The following is an 18,201-nucleotide window of genomic DNA, read 5'->3' as shown; positions in this document are numbered from 1 at the left end:
TAGGCCCTGTAGGCCTAGGTCCCGCCCGGGGTGTCCGGGTCGGCGAAGTGGAACGGGACCGAGAGGTGGGCGGCCAGGGCTCTGCCGCAGCGGTCGGCGGCCACCGCCGACGGGTGGCCCCCGGCCCGGTCCCCCTCCTCGCCGAGGTACCGCTCGGCCGTCCCCCAGTAGATGGTGGCCAGCGGATGCTCGCCCTCGGGGTCGGCGGTGACGGCCCGCAGGTTGACGAACCAGTCGTGGACCGTGTCGCCGTCCCACTCCGCCTCGATCGCGACGACCCGGCCGGGGCATCCGGCGGCGAGGGCGGCCAGGGACTCCGGGTCGAGGGGGCTGTCGGGGGTACGGGCTACGCGGTCGCCGTGGTGGAGGTAGCGGTCGTGGACGACGTGTTGGGCGTCGTTCAGCCCCAGGCCCAGGGCGCGGCCGACGCTGAAGACCACGTGGATGGCCTGGAAGCGGGCGTCCTGGAGGACGTATCCGTCGACCTGTTCACGGATGCCGGCGGGCAGCAGTTCCCAACACGAGGATGTGTCGGACGTGTTCATGCCGCCAAGCTACGGGAACGCGAAGGCCCCCGGCGACCGAAAAGGTCACCGGGGGCCGCTCACCGCTTACGTACGAGTTCCGCCTACTTGAACTTGTTGCTGGTCGCCAGGTAGACCTGCTTGGCGTTCTTGCCGAGGCGCGGCCCGGTGATGAACGTGGAGCGGTCGCTCAGGGAGTTGTTGGAGACCAGGTAGGTGCGGCCCTTGTAGGTGGTGAACCAGGGGCCGCCGGAGGCGCCGCCGTTCATGGTGCAGCCGACCATGTACTGGGCCGGGTAGTCGCTCGGGTAGCTGTAGCCGAGGACGAAGCGCTTGGTGGCGCCCTGGCAGTGGAACATCTTCGAGCCGTCGTACGGGGCCTCGGCCGGGTAGCCGCGGACCTTCATGTTCTTGACCTTGTTGGCGGCGGGGGCGTTGAACCACACCGGCAGGGCCGAACCGAGGCGCTCCTCAAGGGACTTGGAGCCCTTCTCCGGCTTCACGTGCAGGACGGCGTAGTCGTACGCGGCGGCCACGGTGCCCTCACTCGCGGCGCCGCCCTTGATCCAGGTGCCGGAGGTGGTGGCCCAGTCGGCCCAGGCGATGCCGTACGGGGAGACGTTGCCCGCGCGGTAGTTCTTGGACGCCTGGGCGATGTTCAGCTTGCCCGTGTTGTTGAAGGACGGGACGAAGGCGATGTTGCGGTACCAGCCGCCGCCCTTGCCCGCGTGCACACAGTGCCCGGCGGTCCACACGAGGTTGGACTTGCCCGGGTGCGCCGGGTCCTTCACGACCGCGGCGGAGCAGACGCTCGACCCCTGGGGCGTGGTGAAGAAGAGCTTGCCGACCGGCGGGGCGTACTTGTGGTAGGTCGCCTTGACCTTGGCGGCCTGCTGCTTCTTGACCTTGCCGTCCGGCAGCCAGACCTGGGTGGTCTTGCCCGATCCCTTCGAGGTGTTGCCCGCCTCGGCGATCGCGGGCAGCTGGGGCAGGTTCTCCTTGGCCTCGGCGATGCGCTCCGGCGTCCAGAAGTTCTCGATGTACGGGTTGGCGAAGTCCTCCGCATCGGAGGCCCAGTCGCCGCTGAAGTCCTGCCAGCCGCCGTTCTTCCACTTCCGCAGCGCGTCACCGGTGAGGTCGGTGGGCACGCCCTCCGGGAGCTTGAAGCCGCCGACGGTCGTGTCACCGCCGCTCTCGTTCTCGCCGGTGTCGACGGCGTCGCCCGCGTCCGCCTGGGCGGTCGTCGAGTCCGAGGCCTTCGCCCCGTTCTCCTCGGTCTTGCTACAGGCGGTGGTGGTGACCATGATCGCGGCGATCACGGCGGCGGCGGCCGTGAGGCCGCGGCGACGTAGACGTATGTGTGGCATGGAGCTCGTCCCCCGTGTGACTGAAACCTTGTCATGCCCTCGCTTAGCGGGGCGGAGACAACTATGCACGCGGGCGGGGACGGAATGATCTCCGAGGCGGCCCTCGCGGCGACTTCGCACAAAACACCTACGTGGCGGATATCTACCTGTGATGTGACGTCGGGTTCGCGGCGCCCGGCCCCCTGGGGCAACTCACAGGGTCTTCACATTGATTGATTCTTCATCACTCCGACACCTCCCGACACTTGCGCACTACCCACGGGTAAGGCGAACCTGACCTGCGCATGTCACCCCCACATCGGCATCCCCCCGCCGCGGTCCACCAGGAGGACGCAGTGAAGACAAGCTCCCGCATCGGCAGATCCGTGCTCACCGTCGGCGGCGCGCTCGCGCTGGTCGTCGGCGTCGCCGGCAGCGCGTACGCCGCACCGCCGGCCGCGCTGCCCGCCAACGCGGAGGCGTTGGAGACGACCTGGCAGCCGGCCTACGACTACGACACGGACGGCTGTTACCCGACCCCCGCGATCGGCCCCACGGGCACGGTCAACGGCGGTCTGAAGCCCACCGGTTCACTGAGCGGCGACTGCCACGACCAGTCGGACCTGGACAACACCAACGGCTACTCGCGCTACAAGTGCAACAACGGCTGGTGCGCGATCATGTACGACCTGTACTTCGAGAAGGACCAGGCGGTCGCGGGCAGCGGTATCGGCGGGCACCGGCACGACTGGGAGCACGTGGTGGTCTGGGTGCAGGACGGCACGGCGCGGTACGTCTCGACGTCCAACCACGGCGGCTACACCGTGCACGCCGCGTCGTCGGTGCTCTGGTCCGGCACCCACCCCAAGATCGTGTACCACAAGGACGGCATCAGGACGCACTGCTTCCGCCTCGCGGGCTCGAACGACGAGCCGCCGGAGAACCACGAGGGCACGTGGCAGTACCCGCCGCTCGTCGGCTGGAACGGCTACCCGTCGACCGCCGTCCGCGACACGCTCGTCTCCTACGACTTCGGCAGCGCCAACTTCGGTTTGAAGGACGGCAGTTTCGCGTCCAACCTCGCGGCGGCCATGCCGTCGGGCATCTCGTTCAACCCCAACGCGTAACCCCTGCGGGGGGCTTGGCCGGGGGTGCGTGGGGGTGGGTGGGTGCGTTGTCGGGTGCCGGCCCGGTGGGGCTTCTCGCGCAGTTCCCCGCGCCCCTGAAAAGCAGGGGCTGCGCCCCATGCTTTTCAGCCCGCAGCCCCGTCGCCTTTCAAGCTGACCCGTCACCTCTCAGCCCCCGGCCCCGTCGACTTTCAGGCTGGCGGGGCCGTCGACTCTCAGGCCGGCGGCCATCGTCTTCCAGGCCCGTGGGCCGTGGTCTTTCAGGCCCGCAGGGGCCTGAATCTTCAGGGGCGCGGGGAACTGCGCGAGAAGCCCCACCGGGCCGCACCCGACAACGCACCCCCGCGCGTCAGCGCAAAGCGGTTGCGCGGGCCGGGCGCGTGTCCAAGGCCGAGCGCCATTCCCGTACGGCCTCGGCCGCGACCGGTGCCGCCCACCCCCCGGGGCGGGCCGCGCCACCGATGTGGAAGGCGTCGACGCGGGCGGCACGCAGGCGAGGGAGGTGGTCCAGGCGAAGACCACCGCCGACCATCAGGCGTTGCGTGTAGCCGGGGTCACCCCGCCGCGCCGCCTCCGCCAGCAGCACGGGCAGCCCGTCGTCCACCCCCACCCCCGACCCCGCCGTCAGATACGTGTCCAACCCCGGCAGGTCCGCCAACTGCTTGCGCAGGGCGTCCCGGTCGGCGGCGCGGTCGATCGCCCGGTGGAACGTCCACGCCCGCCCGTCCAACTCGGCCACCACCCGCTCCACGGCGTCCAGATCCGGCCCGCCGTCCTCCCCGAGGAACCCCAGCACGAACTCCTCCGCCCCGGCCGACCGCATGTCGCACGCGACCCGCACCAACGCGTCCACACCACCCGCCGCGAACCCGTCCGCCAGCCGCAGCATCACCCGTACCGGGATGTCGACGGCCGCCTGCACCTCCACGAACGTCGCGACCGTCGGCGTCAGCCCGTCCGCCGCCATATCCGCCACCAGCTCCAGCCGGTCGGCACCTCCGGTCTGGGCGGCGACGGCGTCCTCGGCGTCGAGGGCGATCACCTCCAGAAGCGCGCGCGTGGTCATGGGGCCCCTTCCGTCGGGCTACACGTGACGACAACAGGTCTAGTCCAATTTAACAACAACCCGGGGTGTTGGACGCGATCGTCACGGTTCGCACGCGGACGACCACTGTCCGCATCTACCCTGCTTTGGGCGCCGTTCAACAAGACCGGTCGTGCGAGAGGGAGTTGCCCATGCCGAAGCCGAAGACTCTCGACCCGTCCCAGTCGACCCGTGCGATGTACGGCGCGGAACTCCGCCACCGGCGGGAAAGGGCCGGGCTGTCCCAGGAGGAGCTGGGAGCGGCGATGTTCGTCAGCGGGTCCTTCGTGGGCCAGTTGGAGGCGGGGATCCGACGGATGCGTCCGGAGTACGCGAAGTCGGTGGACGAGATCCTGGAGACGGACGGGTTCTTCGTACGGAACCTGGAGGCAGCGCGGGAGTCGCCCTACCGTGCGCACTTCGCGGATGTGGTGGAGCTGGAAGGAGTGGCCGTCACGATCAAGGACTGGGCGCCGACTTCCGTACCCGGCCTCATCCAGACGCCGTCGTACAACCGGGCCGTGATCCGGGCGTACGACCCGCTCGTGTCGGAAGACGTCGTCGAGGAGCGAGTGGCGTTCCGAAAGGCCCGAGCCCACATCTTCGACAGTCCGACGCCGCCCCTGTACTGGGCGATCATCGACGAGGTCGTCGTACGGCGTCAGGCGGGCAGCCCGGCGGTGATGGCCGAGCAGCTCCGCCATGTCGCCGGCATGATCCGGGGCAACCGGATCATCGTCCAGGTGCTGCCCATCTCCGCGGGGGTGCACGCCGGGAACGCAGGCATCATCAAGTTGATGACCTTCAGCGACGCCCCTCCGATGGTGTACTGCCAAGGGTCCGAATCCGGGCGCCTGTTGGACGATCCGGCCGTGTTCGCCCGCTCTGCGCTGACCTACGATTTGCTCGGGGCCGCGGCGATGTCGCCTGACGCGTCCCTCGCGCTGATCGAACAGGCGGCCAAGGAGTACGCGGATGCGGACCGCACCCGATCTGAGGACCGCGACCTGGCGTAAGAGCAGTTACAGCGACGGCGCCGGCGACGAATGCGTCGAAGTCAGCGCCGCTCACCCCGGCCTCGTCCCCGTCCGAGACAGCAAGAACCCCGCCGGTGGCGTCCTCGTGTTCCAGGCCGCCGCATGGTCCCGCTTCGTGGGGGGCGTGAGGCGGACGGGCGAGTAGGTCACGTCCGATCGCCCAGACGAACCTGAGTAGGCGTACTCAGGCGCAACGCCTGACACTCCGCGACCGTCTTCCATGAGCGAATCATCGACGGTTCCAGGGGTGGGAGAACTGTGCTGCGGTACAGAAGAAGTATGGGTGCGGCCATGGTCGCCGCACTGGTCACGACATGTCTCACGGTGGCGGGGGGCGCTTCGGCAGCCGGGTCGGGAGCCGGGACCGGGTCGGGCGGGACGAGGGCAGGCGCGGGGGCCGGGTCCGTCGTCACACTGATATCCGGCGACCGGGTGCACGTCGACGCCGAGGGCCGGGTGACCCGCGTCCAGCCCGGCGAGGGCCGCGAGGGCATCCCGATGTCCGTCCAGCGGACGGGCGACGAGACGTACGTCCTGCCGGCCGACGCGCTCCCCCTGATCGGGCGGGGCACGGTGGACCGTCGGCTGTTCAATGTGACGGGGCTGCTCAGGGCCGAGTACGACGACGCGCACCGGGCGACGGTGCCGCTGATCGTCTCGTACACGAAGAACACGGAGAAGCGGGCCACCGCGCGGGCGGCGATCGCGGAGGCGGATGTCCGCGTGGGCCGCGAACTGCCCGCTCTCCGGGGTGAGGCGCTGACCGCGCCCAAGAGCGGTGCGGCCGAGGTCTGGGACGCGCTCACCGCGGCCGACCGCCACGGCGGGCAGGCCCTGACGACGGCTCCGGGTGTCGCCCACGTATGGCTGGACGGCCGCCGCAAGGCCGCCCTCGACAAGAGCACGGCGCAGATCGGCGCCCCGACGGCCTGGCGGGCCGGGTACGACGGTAAGGATGTGAAGGTCGCCGTACTGGACACCGGTGTGGACGAGACGCATCCCGACCTCAAGGGCGTCGAGATCGCCCAGAAGGACTTCTCGGGTTCGGGCGGCACCGTCGACCACGTCGGCCACGGCACGCATGTCGCGTCGACCGTCGCGGGATCGGGGGCCAAGTCCGGCGGCACGCACAAGGGGGTCGCGCCCGGTGCGCGGATCCTGGACGCCAAGGTGCTCGACAACGCGGGGTTCGGCTCGGACTCCGGCATCATCGCGGGCATGCAGTGGGCCGCCGACCAGGGCGCCAGGATCGCCAACCTCTCCCTCGGCGGCGAGGACTCGGTGGCGAACGACCCGCTGGAGGCCGCCGTCGACCGTATATCCGCCGAGAGCGGCACCCTCTTCGTCGTCGCGGCCGGCAACGAGGGCCCCGAGGCGACGACCATCGGCTCCCCCGGCAGCGCGGCCTCCGCGCTCACCGTCGGCGCGGTCGACCGCAAGGACGGCATCGCGGAGTTCTCCAGCGTCGGCCCCACGGCCGACGGCTCGCTGAAGCCGGACCTCACCGCTCCGGGCGTCGGCATCGTCGCGGCGAAGGCCGCCAAGGGTGTCGAAGGCACCCCGGCCATCCCCGGCTATGTCTCGATGTCCGGTACGTCGATGGCGACCCCGCACGTGGCCGGCGCTGCGGCGATCCTCGCGCAGCGGCACCCGGAGTGGAGCGCGGAGCGGATCAAGCGGGCGCTGACCTCCGCCACCGAGCCCGGCGCCCGTCTGTCGCCGTTCCAGCAGGGCACCGGGCGGACCGACCTGGCGCGGGCGCTCACCCAGACCGTGAGCGGCGAGCAGGCTTCGGTGAACCTCGGCACGCAGCTGTGGCCGCACGCCGACGACAAGCCGGTGACCCGCCGGATCACCTACCGCAACGACGGCCCGCAGCCCGTCACCCTCGACCTGTCGACGGAGACGACGGGGCCGAAGGGCAAGCCCGCACCGGCCGGTTTCTTCACCGTCGGCGCCGACCGGGTCACCGTCCCGGCGGGCGGCACCGCGGGCGTCGACCTCACGGCGGACACCCGGATCGGCGGCCAGGACGGCGTGTTCGCCGGGGTGCTCGTCGCCCGCGCGACCGAGGGCGGCCAGCGCGTCCGTACCTCGTTCGCCGTGCAGCGCGAGTCGGAGGCGTACGACCTCACCCTGAAGTACGTCGACACCGAGGGCAGGCCCTCCCAGTCCGGGACGCTGGTCCTCGGCCAGAACGTCGACCTCCAGCTGGACCCGTACGACACCGACGGCGACGGAGTCGCCAAGACCCGTGTGCCGAAGGGGACTTACCTTCTGGAGACGCTGGTCCGGACCCCCAAGGGGGCGCAGGACCGCCCGGACCTCGCGCTGATGGCGCAGCCGAAGCTCACCGTCTCCAAGAACACCACGGTGACGTTCGACGCCCGCAAGGCCAAGCCGGTGGACATCACCGTGCCGGGGTCCGCCAAGAGCGTGCAGACGTTCGTGAGGTACTCCCTGGAGAGCGGTCCCTTCTTCCACAACTCGGTCTGGCAGTCGGACTCCTTCAAGGGGTTCCGTACCGGTCATGTGGGCGGCACGCTGCCGGCGAAGGAGCTCGGCTCGCAGGTCGCCGGTATCTGGCAGAAGGGCAGTACGACGTACAACCTGGTCTACGACCGCGGCGGTTCGCTGTTCACCGGGCTCACCCGCAAGGTCGCCACGAGTGAACTCGCCCTGGTGAAGCTGGGGATCGGCGCCTCCGTCAAGAACGCCAAGGGCGCGATCAGCCCGATCTGGGAGACGGCCTCGGGGGCCGGGTACGAGTCGGTCAGCAAGCCGTTCGCCCTGCCGGCCACCGCGAAGACCTACGTCACCGCGGCCAAGGGGATCAAGTGGAGCTTCAGCGCCGGTCAGTTCCGGCCCGGAGCAAGCGGCGAGCTCGATGTCTTCGTGGCGGAACCCGGTTCCCGGACCTACCGGGCCGGGCAGACGTACACGCGGACGTACAACGTCGGTGTGTTCAGCCCGAAGATCGACGAGTACAACACCGCCCGGCGCTGGGGCAATGAACTCAGCGTCTGCATAGGGGAGTTCGCGGACGTCTCCGGGAACTTCGTCGAGTCGGCGACCACCGGGCAGCGCGCCGTCGTCACCGTCGACGGCAAGAAGCTCATGGACGCGGCGGGGCCGCTCTGCCAGGACATCGACGGTCTGCCGTCCAGGTCCGCCAAGTACCGGATCAGCACGGACTCGACCCGCTCCACGAAGGTCGCCGGTGTCACCACCCGTCTCGTCGCGGCCTGGACCTTCACCTCGAAGAAGACCACGGGTGACGACTACAAGAAGCTGCCGCTCTCGTCGGTCCGCTTCGCCCCGAAACTGGACCTGTCCAGCAGCGCGCCCGCCGGCCGCGGGTTCACGGTCCCGCTGACCCTCCAGGGCCCCGCGGCCAAGAGCCTCAAGTCCCTCACCGTCCAGGTCTCCTACGACGGCGGCAAGAAGTGGTCCAAGGCCCCGGTCACCACGAAGAAGGGCGAGCGGAGCCTCAAGCTGAACCACCCGAAGAAGGCCAAGTCGGTCTCCTTCAAGGCGAAGCTCACGGACAAGAGCGGCAACACGTACGACGTCACCGTGGTGAAGGCGTACCTGCTGCGGTAGCCGTCACCACAGACGCGGCCGGGCTCAGGCGTACAGGTTGAGCTCGGCCTCGGTCGCGCCGGCCAGCTCGTACGACGTACCGGCGGGCGGGCGGCGCCCCGAGTAGAGCCGTACGAGGGTGGTGGCGTCGCCGAGGTAGCGCGCGGGCGGCGCCTCACCGCTCGGGGCGCCGAGCAGCAGGGGCTCGTCGGTGTCGTCGAGGTCGGCGTGCAGCGGGCGGGTCCCGCGCGCCCGGGTCAGGTGGGTCAACAGCTCGACCGCCAGGCCGAGTTGGGAGCCACCGTACGCCCCGGGCAGGTCCCAGGCCTCGCGTACGTCACCGGCGTGCACCCACTCCCCGAGGGCGACCCCGTCCAGCGCGCCACCGGCGTCGGCGATGACCGGGCCCGCCTCGGTCATGCCCCGCTCCAGCTCGTCCACGATCCGCGCGACGGGCCACTCCGCCCGCTCCGCGATGTCCCGGTCGTTGGACTCCGGACTGAACACGCCCTTCTCGAAGCGCCCCTCCACCACCCGCGACAGCGCGGCCGAGGAGTGCGCCAGCACATCCCGCACACTCCACCCCGGACAACAGGTCCCCGCCCCGAAGTCCCCCTCCGGCCGCTCCCGCAACAGCGGCACCAGCACGTCACGCTCACCGGCCAGCAGCCGCGCGGGGAGTCCGGGGTCCCGTACGTCGTGTGTATCAGCCATGGTCGTCATGGGATCCACGCTAGGGGGAGGGGCACAATGTGTATATGCCGTCCGAGCCCGACCCCGCTCCCGATCCCGACCACGGCGCCGACGCCGTCGACACCCGGCGGGAGGCCCTGCACTACCGCTGGCTGCCCGCGCTGCTGTCCGCGCGGGACGGGGCCTGCTACCCCGACCCGTTCCCGTTCTCCGAGAACCTGATCGAGCGGTGGGCGGAGCCGCAGCGGAAGTACCACACCCTCGACCACCTCACGGCGGTGCTGGACCGCGTCGAGGTGCTGGAGGACCACGCGGCGGACCCTGACCTCGTACGCCTGGCCGCCTGGTTCCACGACGCCGTGTATCAGCCGGAGCGGTCGGAGAACGAGGAGCGGTCGGCCCGGATCGCCGAGCGGGCGCTGACCGAGGCCGGGGTGCCGGAGGCGAAGGTCGCGGAGGTCGCCCGGCTGGTGCGCCTCACCGTCACCCACGACCCGGCCGACGACGACCCGAACGGGCAGGTGCTGTGCGACGCGGACCTCGCGATCCTGGCCTCGGAGCCGGACGCGTACGCCGCCTACGCCGCCGCCGTCCGCGAGGAGTACGGGTTCGTGCCCGACGACGCCTTCCGGGCGGGCCGGGCGGCCGTACTGCGGCAGCTTCTCGACCTGCCACGGCTGTTCAGAACGCCGTACGGCGAGCGGGAGTGGGAGGGCCGGGCCCGCGAGAACCTGCGGTCGGAGCTGGCCGCACTCACGGTGGACTGACGGCGGGCCAAGCCGGTTGCCCGTCCACGTCGGGGAATGCGACCCCTTGACCGCCTGTTGCCCTTGAATATGTCCTCACCCGCCGCTCCCTCGCCCGACCATGCCCGCTTCCGGATACCCCTCTCCGTCTACGTCCTCGGTCTCGCCGTCTTCGCGCTCGGGACCAGCGAGTTCATGCTGTCGGGGCTGCTGCCGCCCATCGCCGAGGACATGGGCGTGTCCATTCCACGGGCAGGGCTGCTGATCTCGGCGTTCGCGATCGGGATGGTGATCGGGGCGCCGCTGCTGGCGGTGGCCACGCTGCGTCTGCCCCGGCGGACGACCCTCGTCACCCTGATCCTGGTCTTCGGCCTCGGACAGATCGCCGGAGCCCTCGCACCCAACTACGCCGTCCTCTTCGCCTCCCGCATCGCGAGCGCGCTCGCCTGTGCCGGGTTCTGGGCGGTCGGCGCGGCCGTGGCCGTGGCGATGGTGCCGGTGAACGCGCGGGCCCGGGCACTGGCCATCATGATCGGTGGATTGTCGATCGCGAATGTGCTGGGCGTGCCGGCGGGGGCGTTCCTCGGTGAGCACTTCGGGTGGCGGTCGGCGTTCTGGGCGGTGGCGGTGGCCTCCGCGATCGCGCTGGTCGGCGTCGTCACGCTCGTCCCGGCCATCCCGCTGCCCGCCGAGCGGCCCCGGCTCGCCCGGGAGGCCCTGATCTACCGCGACCGGCAGGTCTGGCTCTCGATCGCCGTCGTCGCGCTCGCCGCCGGTGGCGTCTTCTGCGCGTTCAGTTACCTCGCGCCGCTGCTCACGGACGTGGCGGGGCTGGACGACGGCTGGGTGCCGACGGTGCTCGCGCTGTTCGGGATCGGCGCGCTGATCGGCACGGCGGTCGGGGGCCGGGTCGCGGACGCGCACCTCTTCGGGGTGCTGCTCAGCGGAATCACCGCCTCCACCGTCTTCCTCGTGGCCCTGGCGCTGCTCGCCCAGTACGCCGTCGCCGCCGTCCTCCTCTCCTTCCTCCTCGGGGTGTCCTGCTTCTACACCGCCCCGGCCCTCAACGCCCGCCTCTTCAACGTCGCCGGCGCCGCCCCGACCCTCGCCGGTGCCACCACCACCGCCGCGTTCAACCTCGGCAACACCGGTGGCCCCTGGATCGGCGGCGTCGTCATCGACGCGGGCCACGGCTTCGCCGCCACGGCCTGGGCGGGCGGCGCCATCACCGCGGCCGCCCTCGCCACCACCGCCGTCTCGCTCCGCCTCCACCGCCGCACCCGGGCCTCCCGCCTCGTGGCCAGGGCCCCCGTCGGTGAGACCGCCGTAAATCCGGTACGTACGGACGTCTGACCCCGCCTATTCTCGCGGCCATGCGACCAATGGGCGGGGAACAGGTACGGGAAGCCGTCGAGCACTGTCTCGCGGTGCTGGGGACAGTGCTGGACCAGGACTGGGAGGGCGTGAAGGCGGGCCGGCTGGAGTGGGACTGCCGGCAGACCGCCGAACACATCGCGCTGGACCTGATCGAGTACGCGGGGCAACTGGCGGGGCGGCCGACGACGCGCTGGGTACCGTTCGAGCTCGATCTGTCGGACTGCCAGGGGGACGAGGCGAACGCCGACCTCCTGGAGGTGATCCGGACGATGGGCGCCCTGCTCTCCGCCGCCGTCGCCGCCACCCCGCGCGAGGTCCGCGCCTTCCACCCGTACCCGTTCCGCGCGGCCGACCGCGAGGGCTTCGCGGCGATGGGCGTCACCGAGGTGCTGCTGCACACGCACGACATCGCGGAGGGCCTCGGTCTCCCGGCATCCGCCTCCGTACCGCCGATCGAGCTGTGCGAGACCGTCCTCGCGCGCCTCTTCCCGTACGTCAGGCCCGGTGACGACCCCTGGGCGACGCTGCTGTGGGCCACCGGCCGGGGCGAGCTGCCGGGCCGCGCGCCCGTGACGCGGTGGCAGTGGAACAACCCGCTGCACATCGACGCCGAGCGGATCGTGCTCCAGGGCGTCCATCCGGCCGCCGCGGCCGATCTCGCCGAGGACGGCACCGGTGGCTTCGACTGGATCGTCGGCGGGCCCGTCGAGGGGACGCGGATCGGGGCGGGCCTGGTGTTCCAGGCGTACGAGGCGGGGGTGCACCGGCCGGAGTGGGGCATGTTCGCGCTCGTGCGCAAGGAGGACGGGCTCGCCGTCGGCGCGCTCGGCTACCACGGCGCCCCGGACGAGGAGGGCCGCGTCGAGATCGGCTACGACCTCGTCGAGGGGGCGCGCGGACGCGGTTACATGACCGAGGCGCTGGGCGCGCTGACCGGCTGGGCGCGGGAGCGGGCCCGGGAACAGGGGGACGTACAGTCGCTGTTCGCGGTCGTCGAGAAGGCCAACTCCCTTTCGCAGGCCGTCCTTTCGCGGTCCGGATTCGAGAGGGTGAGCGAGGACTGGGGCGACGGGGAGCACGGGGAGCAGTTCGCGTACGAACTCCGTCTGCGCGCCTGACGTACGCCGGGCCCAACAGTTCCGGTTTCTCGCGGTTTCCCCTGTCCCGGGCGCTGTCGCGGTCCCGATAATTCGGTCACAGCGGCGCGAATGCCGTGAGCGCGGGCGCGAAAGCGTCGCACGCGCTCGCGCGCATCGGGGGATCGGGGGATCACGATGACTCAGCACGGCCCGAACAGCCCGAACGGCCCCGGCACCCCTCCCCCGCCCCCGCCGGGGCCGCCCCTGCCGGACCCGGACGCCGACCACGGGCGCCGCAGCGTACGCATCGCCGTCATCAGCCTGATCGTCAGCAGCGTGCTCACGGTCGTGGGCTTCGTGGTGACGGCGGCGACCTCGGGCAAGGGCGGCTCGGACGGCGGCACGACCGCCGGCGGCAGCGTGACCGGCGGCACCGGCGACAAGAAGGTGGACGCCCACACCGGCGGCACGACGGGCTCGACGGACGGCGGCTCGACCGGCTCGACCGGCTCGATCGGCTCGATCGGCTCGATCGGCTCGACGGACGGTGGTACGGACGACACGACCACCACGGGCGGCACGGGCGGCGGCACGGACGACACGACCACCACCGGCGGGTCGGACCCCGACGACGACACGGGGGCCGGCGACGGCCTCACCACCGCCGAGCGCGACCTGCGCGACTCGCTCAACGAGAACCAGTGGACGCGCGAAAGCTGCGTGAGCGAGATCGCGCCCGGCTCCGACGCCGCCGTGACCTGCACGGTGACCACGGAGAGCATCACCACCGGCCCGGTCACGACGAAGGCGAGCGTCGCCGTGTACCCGTCCAGGAGCAAGCAGCAGGAGGTCTACCGGGCCTACGGCGGCACCCTCCAGGAGGGCGACTGCTCGCAGATGTGGAACGTGCGCGGTTCCTGGTACGAGTCGGACTCCGGCGACCCCACCGGCGACATGTCCTGCTACACACCCAACGGCACCCAGTACGTCATCGTCTGCACCTACTACGACCGCGACGCGATCTTCCAGGTCATGGGCAGCGACCCGGCGGCGCTCATCACCTGGTGGAAGGGACTGGAACCCGTCTTCGTCGACTGACCGGGCAGACCCGACCCCTCACGCCGAAGCCCCCCTCCGCTTGGGCCTGCGCAGCCCCGCCCCGGTCAGCCTCCGCAGCAGCTCCTTCGAGCCCACCTCCACGGCCCCCGCCCGCACGACCTCCTCGTAGCGGTGGGACGGGATGTCGTAGTGGTCGCGCTCGAAGGCGCGCTCGGGGATGCCCAACTCCCTCGCGAAGCCGTGCAGTTCGTCGAAGGAGACGTCGCTCACGAGGTGCGACCACATACGCCCGTGCCCCGGCCAGGTGGGGGGATCGACATAGAGGGTCATGAGGACAGCGCCTCGCCCAGCGCCCCGACCGCCGCGACCCGTACCCCCGCCTTGTGGCACACCCACTGCGGATCGGGCCCCAGCTCCGGTTCGACGTCGAGCGCGTGCGGGTCGCCGCCGTCGCAGACCGGGCAGAGGGGCCAGCGGCCGTACCGTTCGAGCAGGGCGTCCTGGACGTCCTGGGCGACGAGCCCGGCGACGTACGGCGCACCCTCCGGCCACTGCTCGACCCACCACCGGCGCTGTACGACGGAGTCCTCGACCATCGAGACGACATCGGCCTCGGCGACCTCGCCGGACGCCAGGTCGGCGAGCACGAGGGCACGGGCGGCGTGCAGCGCCTGCTCAAGGGGGCCGAGGGGACTCGCGGGGTCACTGCTGGGACTCATGCAATCCATTGTGCGGCCCTTGACCATACGGCCGGACAGAAAATATCTTTCAAGATGTGAGCGATGACGTGAAGGAAATTTTCGCACCTCTCCCGGGAAGGGCCGCGAACACCCCGCCCGCCCCCGCCGCGCTCGCGGCGAAGGTGCGGACGCTGGCCCCTTCCATGACACGTTCCATGCAGCGGGTCGCGGAGACCGTGGCGAGCGACCCGGCGGGCTGCGCGGCGCTCACGGTCACCGGCCTCGCCGAGCTGACCGGCACCAGCGAGGCGACGGTCGTCCGCACGGCCCGCCTCCTCGGCTACCCCGGCTACCGCGACCTGCGCCTCGCCCTCGCCGGCCTCGCCGCCCACCAGGAGTCGGGCCGCGCCCCGTCGGTCACGGCCGACATCGCGGTCGACGACCCGCTCCCCGACGTGGTCGCCAAGCTCGCGTACGACGAGCAGCAGACCCTCGCGGACACGGCGGCCGGACTCGACATGGCGCAGCTCGGCGCGGCGGTCGGAGCGCTCGCCGGGGCCCGCCGCATAGACATCTACGGTGTCGGGGCGTCCGGACTCGTCGCCCAGGACCTCACGCAGAAGCTGCTCCGCATAGGGCTGATAGCCCACGCGCACAGCGACCCGCATCTCGCCGTCACCAACGCGGTGCAGCTCCGCGCGAAGGACGTGGCCATAGCGATCACCCACTCCGGTTCGACGGGCGACGTCATCGAACCGCTGCGGGTCGCCTTCGACCACGGGGCCACGACGATCGCGATCACCGGCCGCCCTGACGGGCCGGTGTCCCAGTACGCCGACCATGTCCTGACGACGTCCACGGCCCGGGAGAGCGAGCTGCGACCGGCGGCGATGTCGTCCCGGACGAGTCAACTGCTGGTGGTGGACTGCCTGTTCATCGGCGTGGCCCAACGGACGTACGAATCGGCGGCGCCCGCGCTGTCCGCGTCGTACGAGGCGCTGGCCCACCGCCATCGAACCGGAGGACCGTCACGGTAGGGGGCACCACGCCCCGTGGGGGTTGTGCCCCGTCAAGGGGCGCGGGGAACTGCGCGACCGACCACAACGCACCCGCAGACAACCACGGTCTGTCTGCCCAAGGCACAGCCGCACCGCCTCGCACGGAATGAGTCACCATGCCCACTTCCCCCAACGCCTCCGCCCTCCCCAACCACCTCTCCGTGCGCGCCGAGTTGGAGTCGCTGACGACGGAGGCGTTCCGCCCGGAGCTGGCCGACATCGATCAGCTGCCGACGCTCGACATCGCGAAACTGATGAACGCCGAGGACGCGACCGTGCCGACGGCGGTGTCGGCTCAGCTGCCGCTGATCGCGGCGGCGATCGACGCCATCGCGGAGCGGATGGCCCGGGGCGGCCGGCTGATCTACGCGGGCGCGGGCACGGCGGGCCGGCTGGGGGTCCTGGACGCGTCCGAGTGCCCGCCGACCTTCAACACGGCCCCGTCCCAGGTAGTGGGCCTGATCGCGGGCGGCCGGGACGCCATGGTCACCTCGATCGAGGGGGCGGAGGACTCGGCGGAGCTGGCGCGGGCCGACCTCGACGCACTGGGGCTGACGCCCGACGACACGGTGGTGGGCGTCTCCGCGTCGGGGCGCACGCCGTACGCGGTGGGCGCGGTGGAGCACGCGCGCGCGGCCGGCGCGCTGACGGTCGGCCTGTCCTGCAACGCGGCCAGCGCGCTCGCGGCGGCGGCCGATCACGGCATCGAGATCGTCGTCGGGCCCGAGCTGGTCACCGGCTCGACGCGCCTCAAGGCGGGCACGGCCCAGAAGCTGGTGCTCAACATGCTCTCGACGGTCACCATGATCCGCCTGGGCAAGACCTACGGGAACCTGATGGTCGACCTCCGGGCCACCAACGACAAGCTCCGCGCCCGTTCCCACCGCATCGTCGCCCTCGCCACGGGCGCGACGGACACCGAGATCGAAACGGCCCTCACCGCCGCGAACGGCCAGGTCAAGCACGCCATCCTCACCATCCTGAGCGGCGTGGACGCGACCACGGCGGCCCGCCTGCTCACGGAGAACGAGGGCCACCTGCGGGCGGCCCTGGCGGCGGCGATGCGGTGAGGCGCCCCCGGAGCAGGCGTCACAGGGCCGACGAGCCCAGCGGGTGACCACTCACGCGCGGTGGACCTCCTTGTCCGCGCGGTGAGCTGCCTCGGCCCCTTCGATGTCCCACGTGGTCGAGCCTGCCCTTCGGAAGGGTTGTCAGTGGGGTGTGGCACGGTGGTGGGGATCGCTGGTGTCTTTGTGGCGCCCGCCCATGTCATCCATGTCGACCATGCCGTCCATATCTCCCAGGGAAGGACCGAGCTCGTGAACCACGCCCAGCTCACCGCCCTCGGCCGTGCCCTGCGTGTCCTCGGGGAACACGGCGACGCGCTGAACGCCGACACGCCGGACGCCCGGCTGCACGAGGTGAAGGCGGACATCAGACGAGCTCTGGAGCTGCTCGACGAGACGGTCACGGCCGCCGCGCCGACGACCCGCTGCGCCGAGCATCCGCACGGCCCGGTCGACGAGGAGGCCCCCGACCGCTGCCTCCTCTGCGAGACCCGCCGCCGCTCCGCCCGCCGCACCCAGCTGAACGACAGCTACGGCCCTCCCCGCCCCACCGGCCCCGCCACCCCGACCCCGTCCCGCTACGGCGTACGGGACGACCGCCCCGAGCCCCAGCAGCGCTGGCTCCCGGAGGCGTGGAACGGCCAGGTCTGGCAGCTCTGCGGCACCCCCCGCCGCGACCGCCGCGAGGCCGAGCTGTATCTCGCCGCCCAGCGCCGGGGCCCCCGCCCGGCCATCGCCTACCGCCTGGTCCAGGAGTTCACCGACTACGACGTGACGCGTATCTGGGGCGAGCCGGTCCGGATGGACATCGAGCCGATGGGGAACGTCTGAGCGAGCCGCGCGACAGGCCACAGCCGACCGGCCCCTGCCGCTCAGCCGACCGGGAGGGTCGTCACGGAGGACACCGTCAGGCGTACGGGGAGGGCGCCCGTGTTCAGGTTGGCCGCCAGTTCCTCGGCCTCCCGGCGGGTGAAGCTGCCGGAGATCTGTGCCTCGCCGCCGGTGATCGCGGTGTTCACGGCGGGGGCGGAGACGACGGTGCCGTCGAGGACGATGGCGAACTGGTTCTGCGGCGCGGTCTGTCGGGCCAGCCGACCGGTGATATCGGCGAACTTCGCCCCGCCCGCCGAGGTGAACTCCAGCGCCACGAACCAGCCCGACCCCAGCTCCGGGTCGACGTCCGCCTCCGCGTCGGACACCTCCGTGCCGGACACGGCGACGGGGCCGAGTTCGTACGAGTAGAGGGCGCCCTGTGCCTCCCCGCACGCGGTCAGCGGCCGCGACGGGGGCGGCGACGGTGACGCCTCCACGCCCGTCCGGCACGTGGCCTCGTCCGCCGTCGGCGTCTGGGTCAGCACCGGCCGGAACGCCAGCTCGGCCGGCGCCCCGAGGGACTTCAGCGACTCCCGCCGGTCGGCCGGGCCGGTCACCGTGATCTGCCGCTTCTCCTCGACCGTCACCTCGACGCCTCTGAGCCCGGCCGCCTCCGCCCGGTCCCGTATCAGCTCGGCGGCCCGTTCCAGGGCCGTAGCGCTCACGGGCTCGGCGGCCCCGAACGTGACGAGGGCTCGACCCACCCCGGAGCGATCCGAGGCGGAGGGCGAGGCCGCCTTCGTACCGCGCGGCCCGTCCGACGACCCCGCCGCCTTCGAGTCACCGCCCGAGCCGCCACCGCACCCGCACACCAGCGCGACCAGACACACCAGCCCGAGCACTCTGCACCGCATAGCCGTCCCCCGCCC

At 71.6% G+C, this 18,201-nt stretch carries 18 protein-coding genes; 11 read left to right on the top strand and 7 right to left on the bottom strand.

What is annotated here, in order from left to right; translation table 11 throughout:
• Positions 1 to 14: 14 nt before the first annotated feature.
• Both ABT147_RS17755 and ABT147_RS17750 read right to left on the bottom strand, forming a co-directional pair.
• Positions 15 to 545, bottom strand: a complete 531-nt coding sequence (locus ABT147_RS17755) for a hypothetical protein (protein WP_351406895.1) — start codon at positions 543 to 545, stop codon at positions 15 to 17.
• Between the two features lie 83 nt (positions 546 to 628).
• Entirely contained in the window at positions 629 to 1,891 is a 1,263-nt protein-coding gene (locus tag ABT147_RS17750; protein WP_351406893.1) for a trypsin-like serine peptidase, read from the bottom strand.
• 284 nt (positions 1,892 to 2,175) lie between these two features.
• On the opposite strand from ABT147_RS17750, the gene ABT147_RS17745 reads away from it, so the two are divergent.
• Positions 2,176 to 2,997, top strand: coding sequence for an NPP1 family protein (locus tag ABT147_RS17745; protein ID WP_351406891.1), 822 nt, complete (start codon positions 2,176 to 2,178; stop codon positions 2,995 to 2,997).
• Between the two features lie 349 nt (positions 2,998 to 3,346).
• On the opposite strand, the gene ABT147_RS17740 is transcribed toward ABT147_RS17745, so the two are convergent.
• Positions 3,347 to 4,063, bottom strand: coding sequence for a copper homeostasis protein CutC (locus ABT147_RS17740; RefSeq protein WP_351406890.1), 717 nt, complete (start codon positions 4,061 to 4,063; stop codon positions 3,347 to 3,349).
• Positions 4,064 to 4,233: 170 nt separating this feature from the next.
• Here ABT147_RS17740 and ABT147_RS17735 point away from each other — a divergent pair, with 170 nt between their 5' ends.
• The 3 genes from ABT147_RS17735 to ABT147_RS17725 all read left to right on the top strand — a co-directional run bounded on the left by ABT147_RS17735 (position 4,234) and on the right by ABT147_RS17725 (position 8,721).
• Positions 4,234 to 5,097: a helix-turn-helix domain-containing protein gene (locus ABT147_RS17735; protein WP_351406888.1), complete on the top strand. Its 864-nt coding sequence runs from the start codon at positions 4,234 to 4,236 to the stop codon at positions 5,095 to 5,097.
• A complete protein-coding gene (locus tag ABT147_RS17730; RefSeq protein WP_351406886.1) occupies positions 5,057 to 5,263 on the top strand; it encodes a DUF397 domain-containing protein in 207 nt (68 codons plus the stop codon). Before ABT147_RS17735 ends, ABT147_RS17730 begins: the two co-directional genes overlap by 41 nt.
• Before the next feature lie 287 nt (positions 5,264 to 5,550).
• The gene (locus tag ABT147_RS17725) at positions 5,551 to 8,721 is read left to right on the top strand and encodes a S8 family peptidase (protein WP_351406884.1); all 3,171 of its coding nucleotides are present in this window, start codon (positions 5,551 to 5,553) and stop codon (positions 8,719 to 8,721) included.
• Positions 8,722 to 8,745: 24 nt separating this feature from the next.
• Here the strand turns inward: ABT147_RS17725 and ABT147_RS17720 are convergent, their stop codons facing one another.
• The gene (locus ABT147_RS17720) at positions 8,746 to 9,423 is read right to left on the bottom strand and encodes a maleylpyruvate isomerase family mycothiol-dependent enzyme (protein ID WP_351406882.1); all 678 of its coding nucleotides are present in this window, start codon (positions 9,421 to 9,423) and stop codon (positions 8,746 to 8,748) included.
• Between the two features lie 35 nt (positions 9,424 to 9,458).
• On the opposite strand from ABT147_RS17720, the gene ABT147_RS17715 reads away from it, so the two are divergent.
• The 4 genes from ABT147_RS17715 (at position 9,459) to ABT147_RS17700 (ending at position 13,693) form a co-directional block, all read left to right on the top strand.
• A complete protein-coding gene (locus ABT147_RS17715) occupies positions 9,459 to 10,160 on the top strand; it encodes an HD domain-containing protein (RefSeq protein ID WP_351406880.1) in 702 nt (233 codons plus the stop codon).
• A 114-nt stretch (positions 10,161 to 10,274) separates the two neighbouring features.
• The gene (locus ABT147_RS17710; RefSeq protein ID WP_351407117.1) at positions 10,275 to 11,492 is read left to right on the top strand and encodes a Cmx/CmrA family chloramphenicol efflux MFS transporter; all 1,218 of its coding nucleotides are present in this window, start codon (positions 10,275 to 10,277) and stop codon (positions 11,490 to 11,492) included.
• A 29-nt stretch (positions 11,493 to 11,521) separates the two neighbouring features.
• Positions 11,522 to 12,634 carry a GNAT family N-acetyltransferase gene (locus ABT147_RS17705; protein ID WP_351407115.1) on the top strand — a complete coding sequence of 371 codons (1,113 nt, stop codon included), beginning with the start codon at positions 11,522 to 11,524 and terminating at the stop codon, positions 12,632 to 12,634.
• A 156-nt stretch (positions 12,635 to 12,790) separates the two neighbouring features.
• A complete protein-coding gene (locus tag ABT147_RS17700) occupies positions 12,791 to 13,693 on the top strand; it encodes a hypothetical protein (protein WP_351406878.1) in 903 nt (300 codons plus the stop codon).
• A gap of 18 nt (positions 13,694 to 13,711) precedes the next feature.
• Here the strand turns inward: ABT147_RS17700 and ABT147_RS17695 are convergent, their stop codons facing one another.
• A complete protein-coding gene (locus ABT147_RS17695; RefSeq protein ID WP_351406876.1) occupies positions 13,712 to 13,984 on the bottom strand; it encodes a DUF4031 domain-containing protein in 273 nt (90 codons plus the stop codon).
• Complete coding sequence (locus tag ABT147_RS17690; protein WP_351406875.1) at positions 13,981 to 14,373, bottom strand: DUF8819 family protein; 393 nt, start codon at positions 14,371 to 14,373, stop codon at positions 13,981 to 13,983. Before ABT147_RS17690 ends, ABT147_RS17695 begins: the two co-directional genes overlap by 4 nt.
• A 56-nt stretch (positions 14,374 to 14,429) precedes the next feature.
• Between ABT147_RS17690 and ABT147_RS17685 the strand changes: the two genes are divergently transcribed.
• From ABT147_RS17685 to ABT147_RS17675, 3 genes are all read left to right on the top strand, one after another.
• Positions 14,430 to 15,371 (top strand): MurR/RpiR family transcriptional regulator, encoded by a 942-nt coding sequence (locus ABT147_RS17685; protein WP_351406873.1) that lies wholly within the window; start codon positions 14,430 to 14,432, stop codon positions 15,369 to 15,371.
• Positions 15,372 to 15,508: 137 nt separating this feature from the next.
• The gene (gene murQ / locus ABT147_RS17680) at positions 15,509 to 16,462 is read left to right on the top strand and encodes an N-acetylmuramic acid 6-phosphate etherase (RefSeq protein ID WP_351406871.1); all 954 of its coding nucleotides are present in this window, start codon (positions 15,509 to 15,511) and stop codon (positions 16,460 to 16,462) included.
• A gap of 249 nt (positions 16,463 to 16,711) precedes the next feature.
• Positions 16,712 to 17,290: a hypothetical protein gene (locus ABT147_RS17675; protein WP_351407112.1), complete on the top strand. Its 579-nt coding sequence runs from the start codon at positions 16,712 to 16,714 to the stop codon at positions 17,288 to 17,290.
• Positions 17,291 to 17,331: 41 nt separating this feature from the next.
• Here the strand turns inward: ABT147_RS17675 and ABT147_RS17670 are convergent, their stop codons facing one another.
• The gene (locus ABT147_RS17670; protein WP_351406869.1) at positions 17,332 to 18,186 is read right to left on the bottom strand and encodes a preprotein translocase subunit SecD; all 855 of its coding nucleotides are present in this window, start codon (positions 18,184 to 18,186) and stop codon (positions 17,332 to 17,334) included.
• Positions 18,187 to 18,201: the final 15 nt, after the last annotated feature.

The sequence above is a fragment of the Streptomyces sp. NPDC001868 genome (genome assembly GCF_040297125.1).
Lineage (GTDB): Bacteria > Actinomycetota > Actinomycetes > Streptomycetales > Streptomycetaceae > Streptomyces.
The sequence above is the reverse complement of the archived record's forward strand: the minus strand, read 5'-3'. Positions and strand labels throughout refer to the sequence as shown.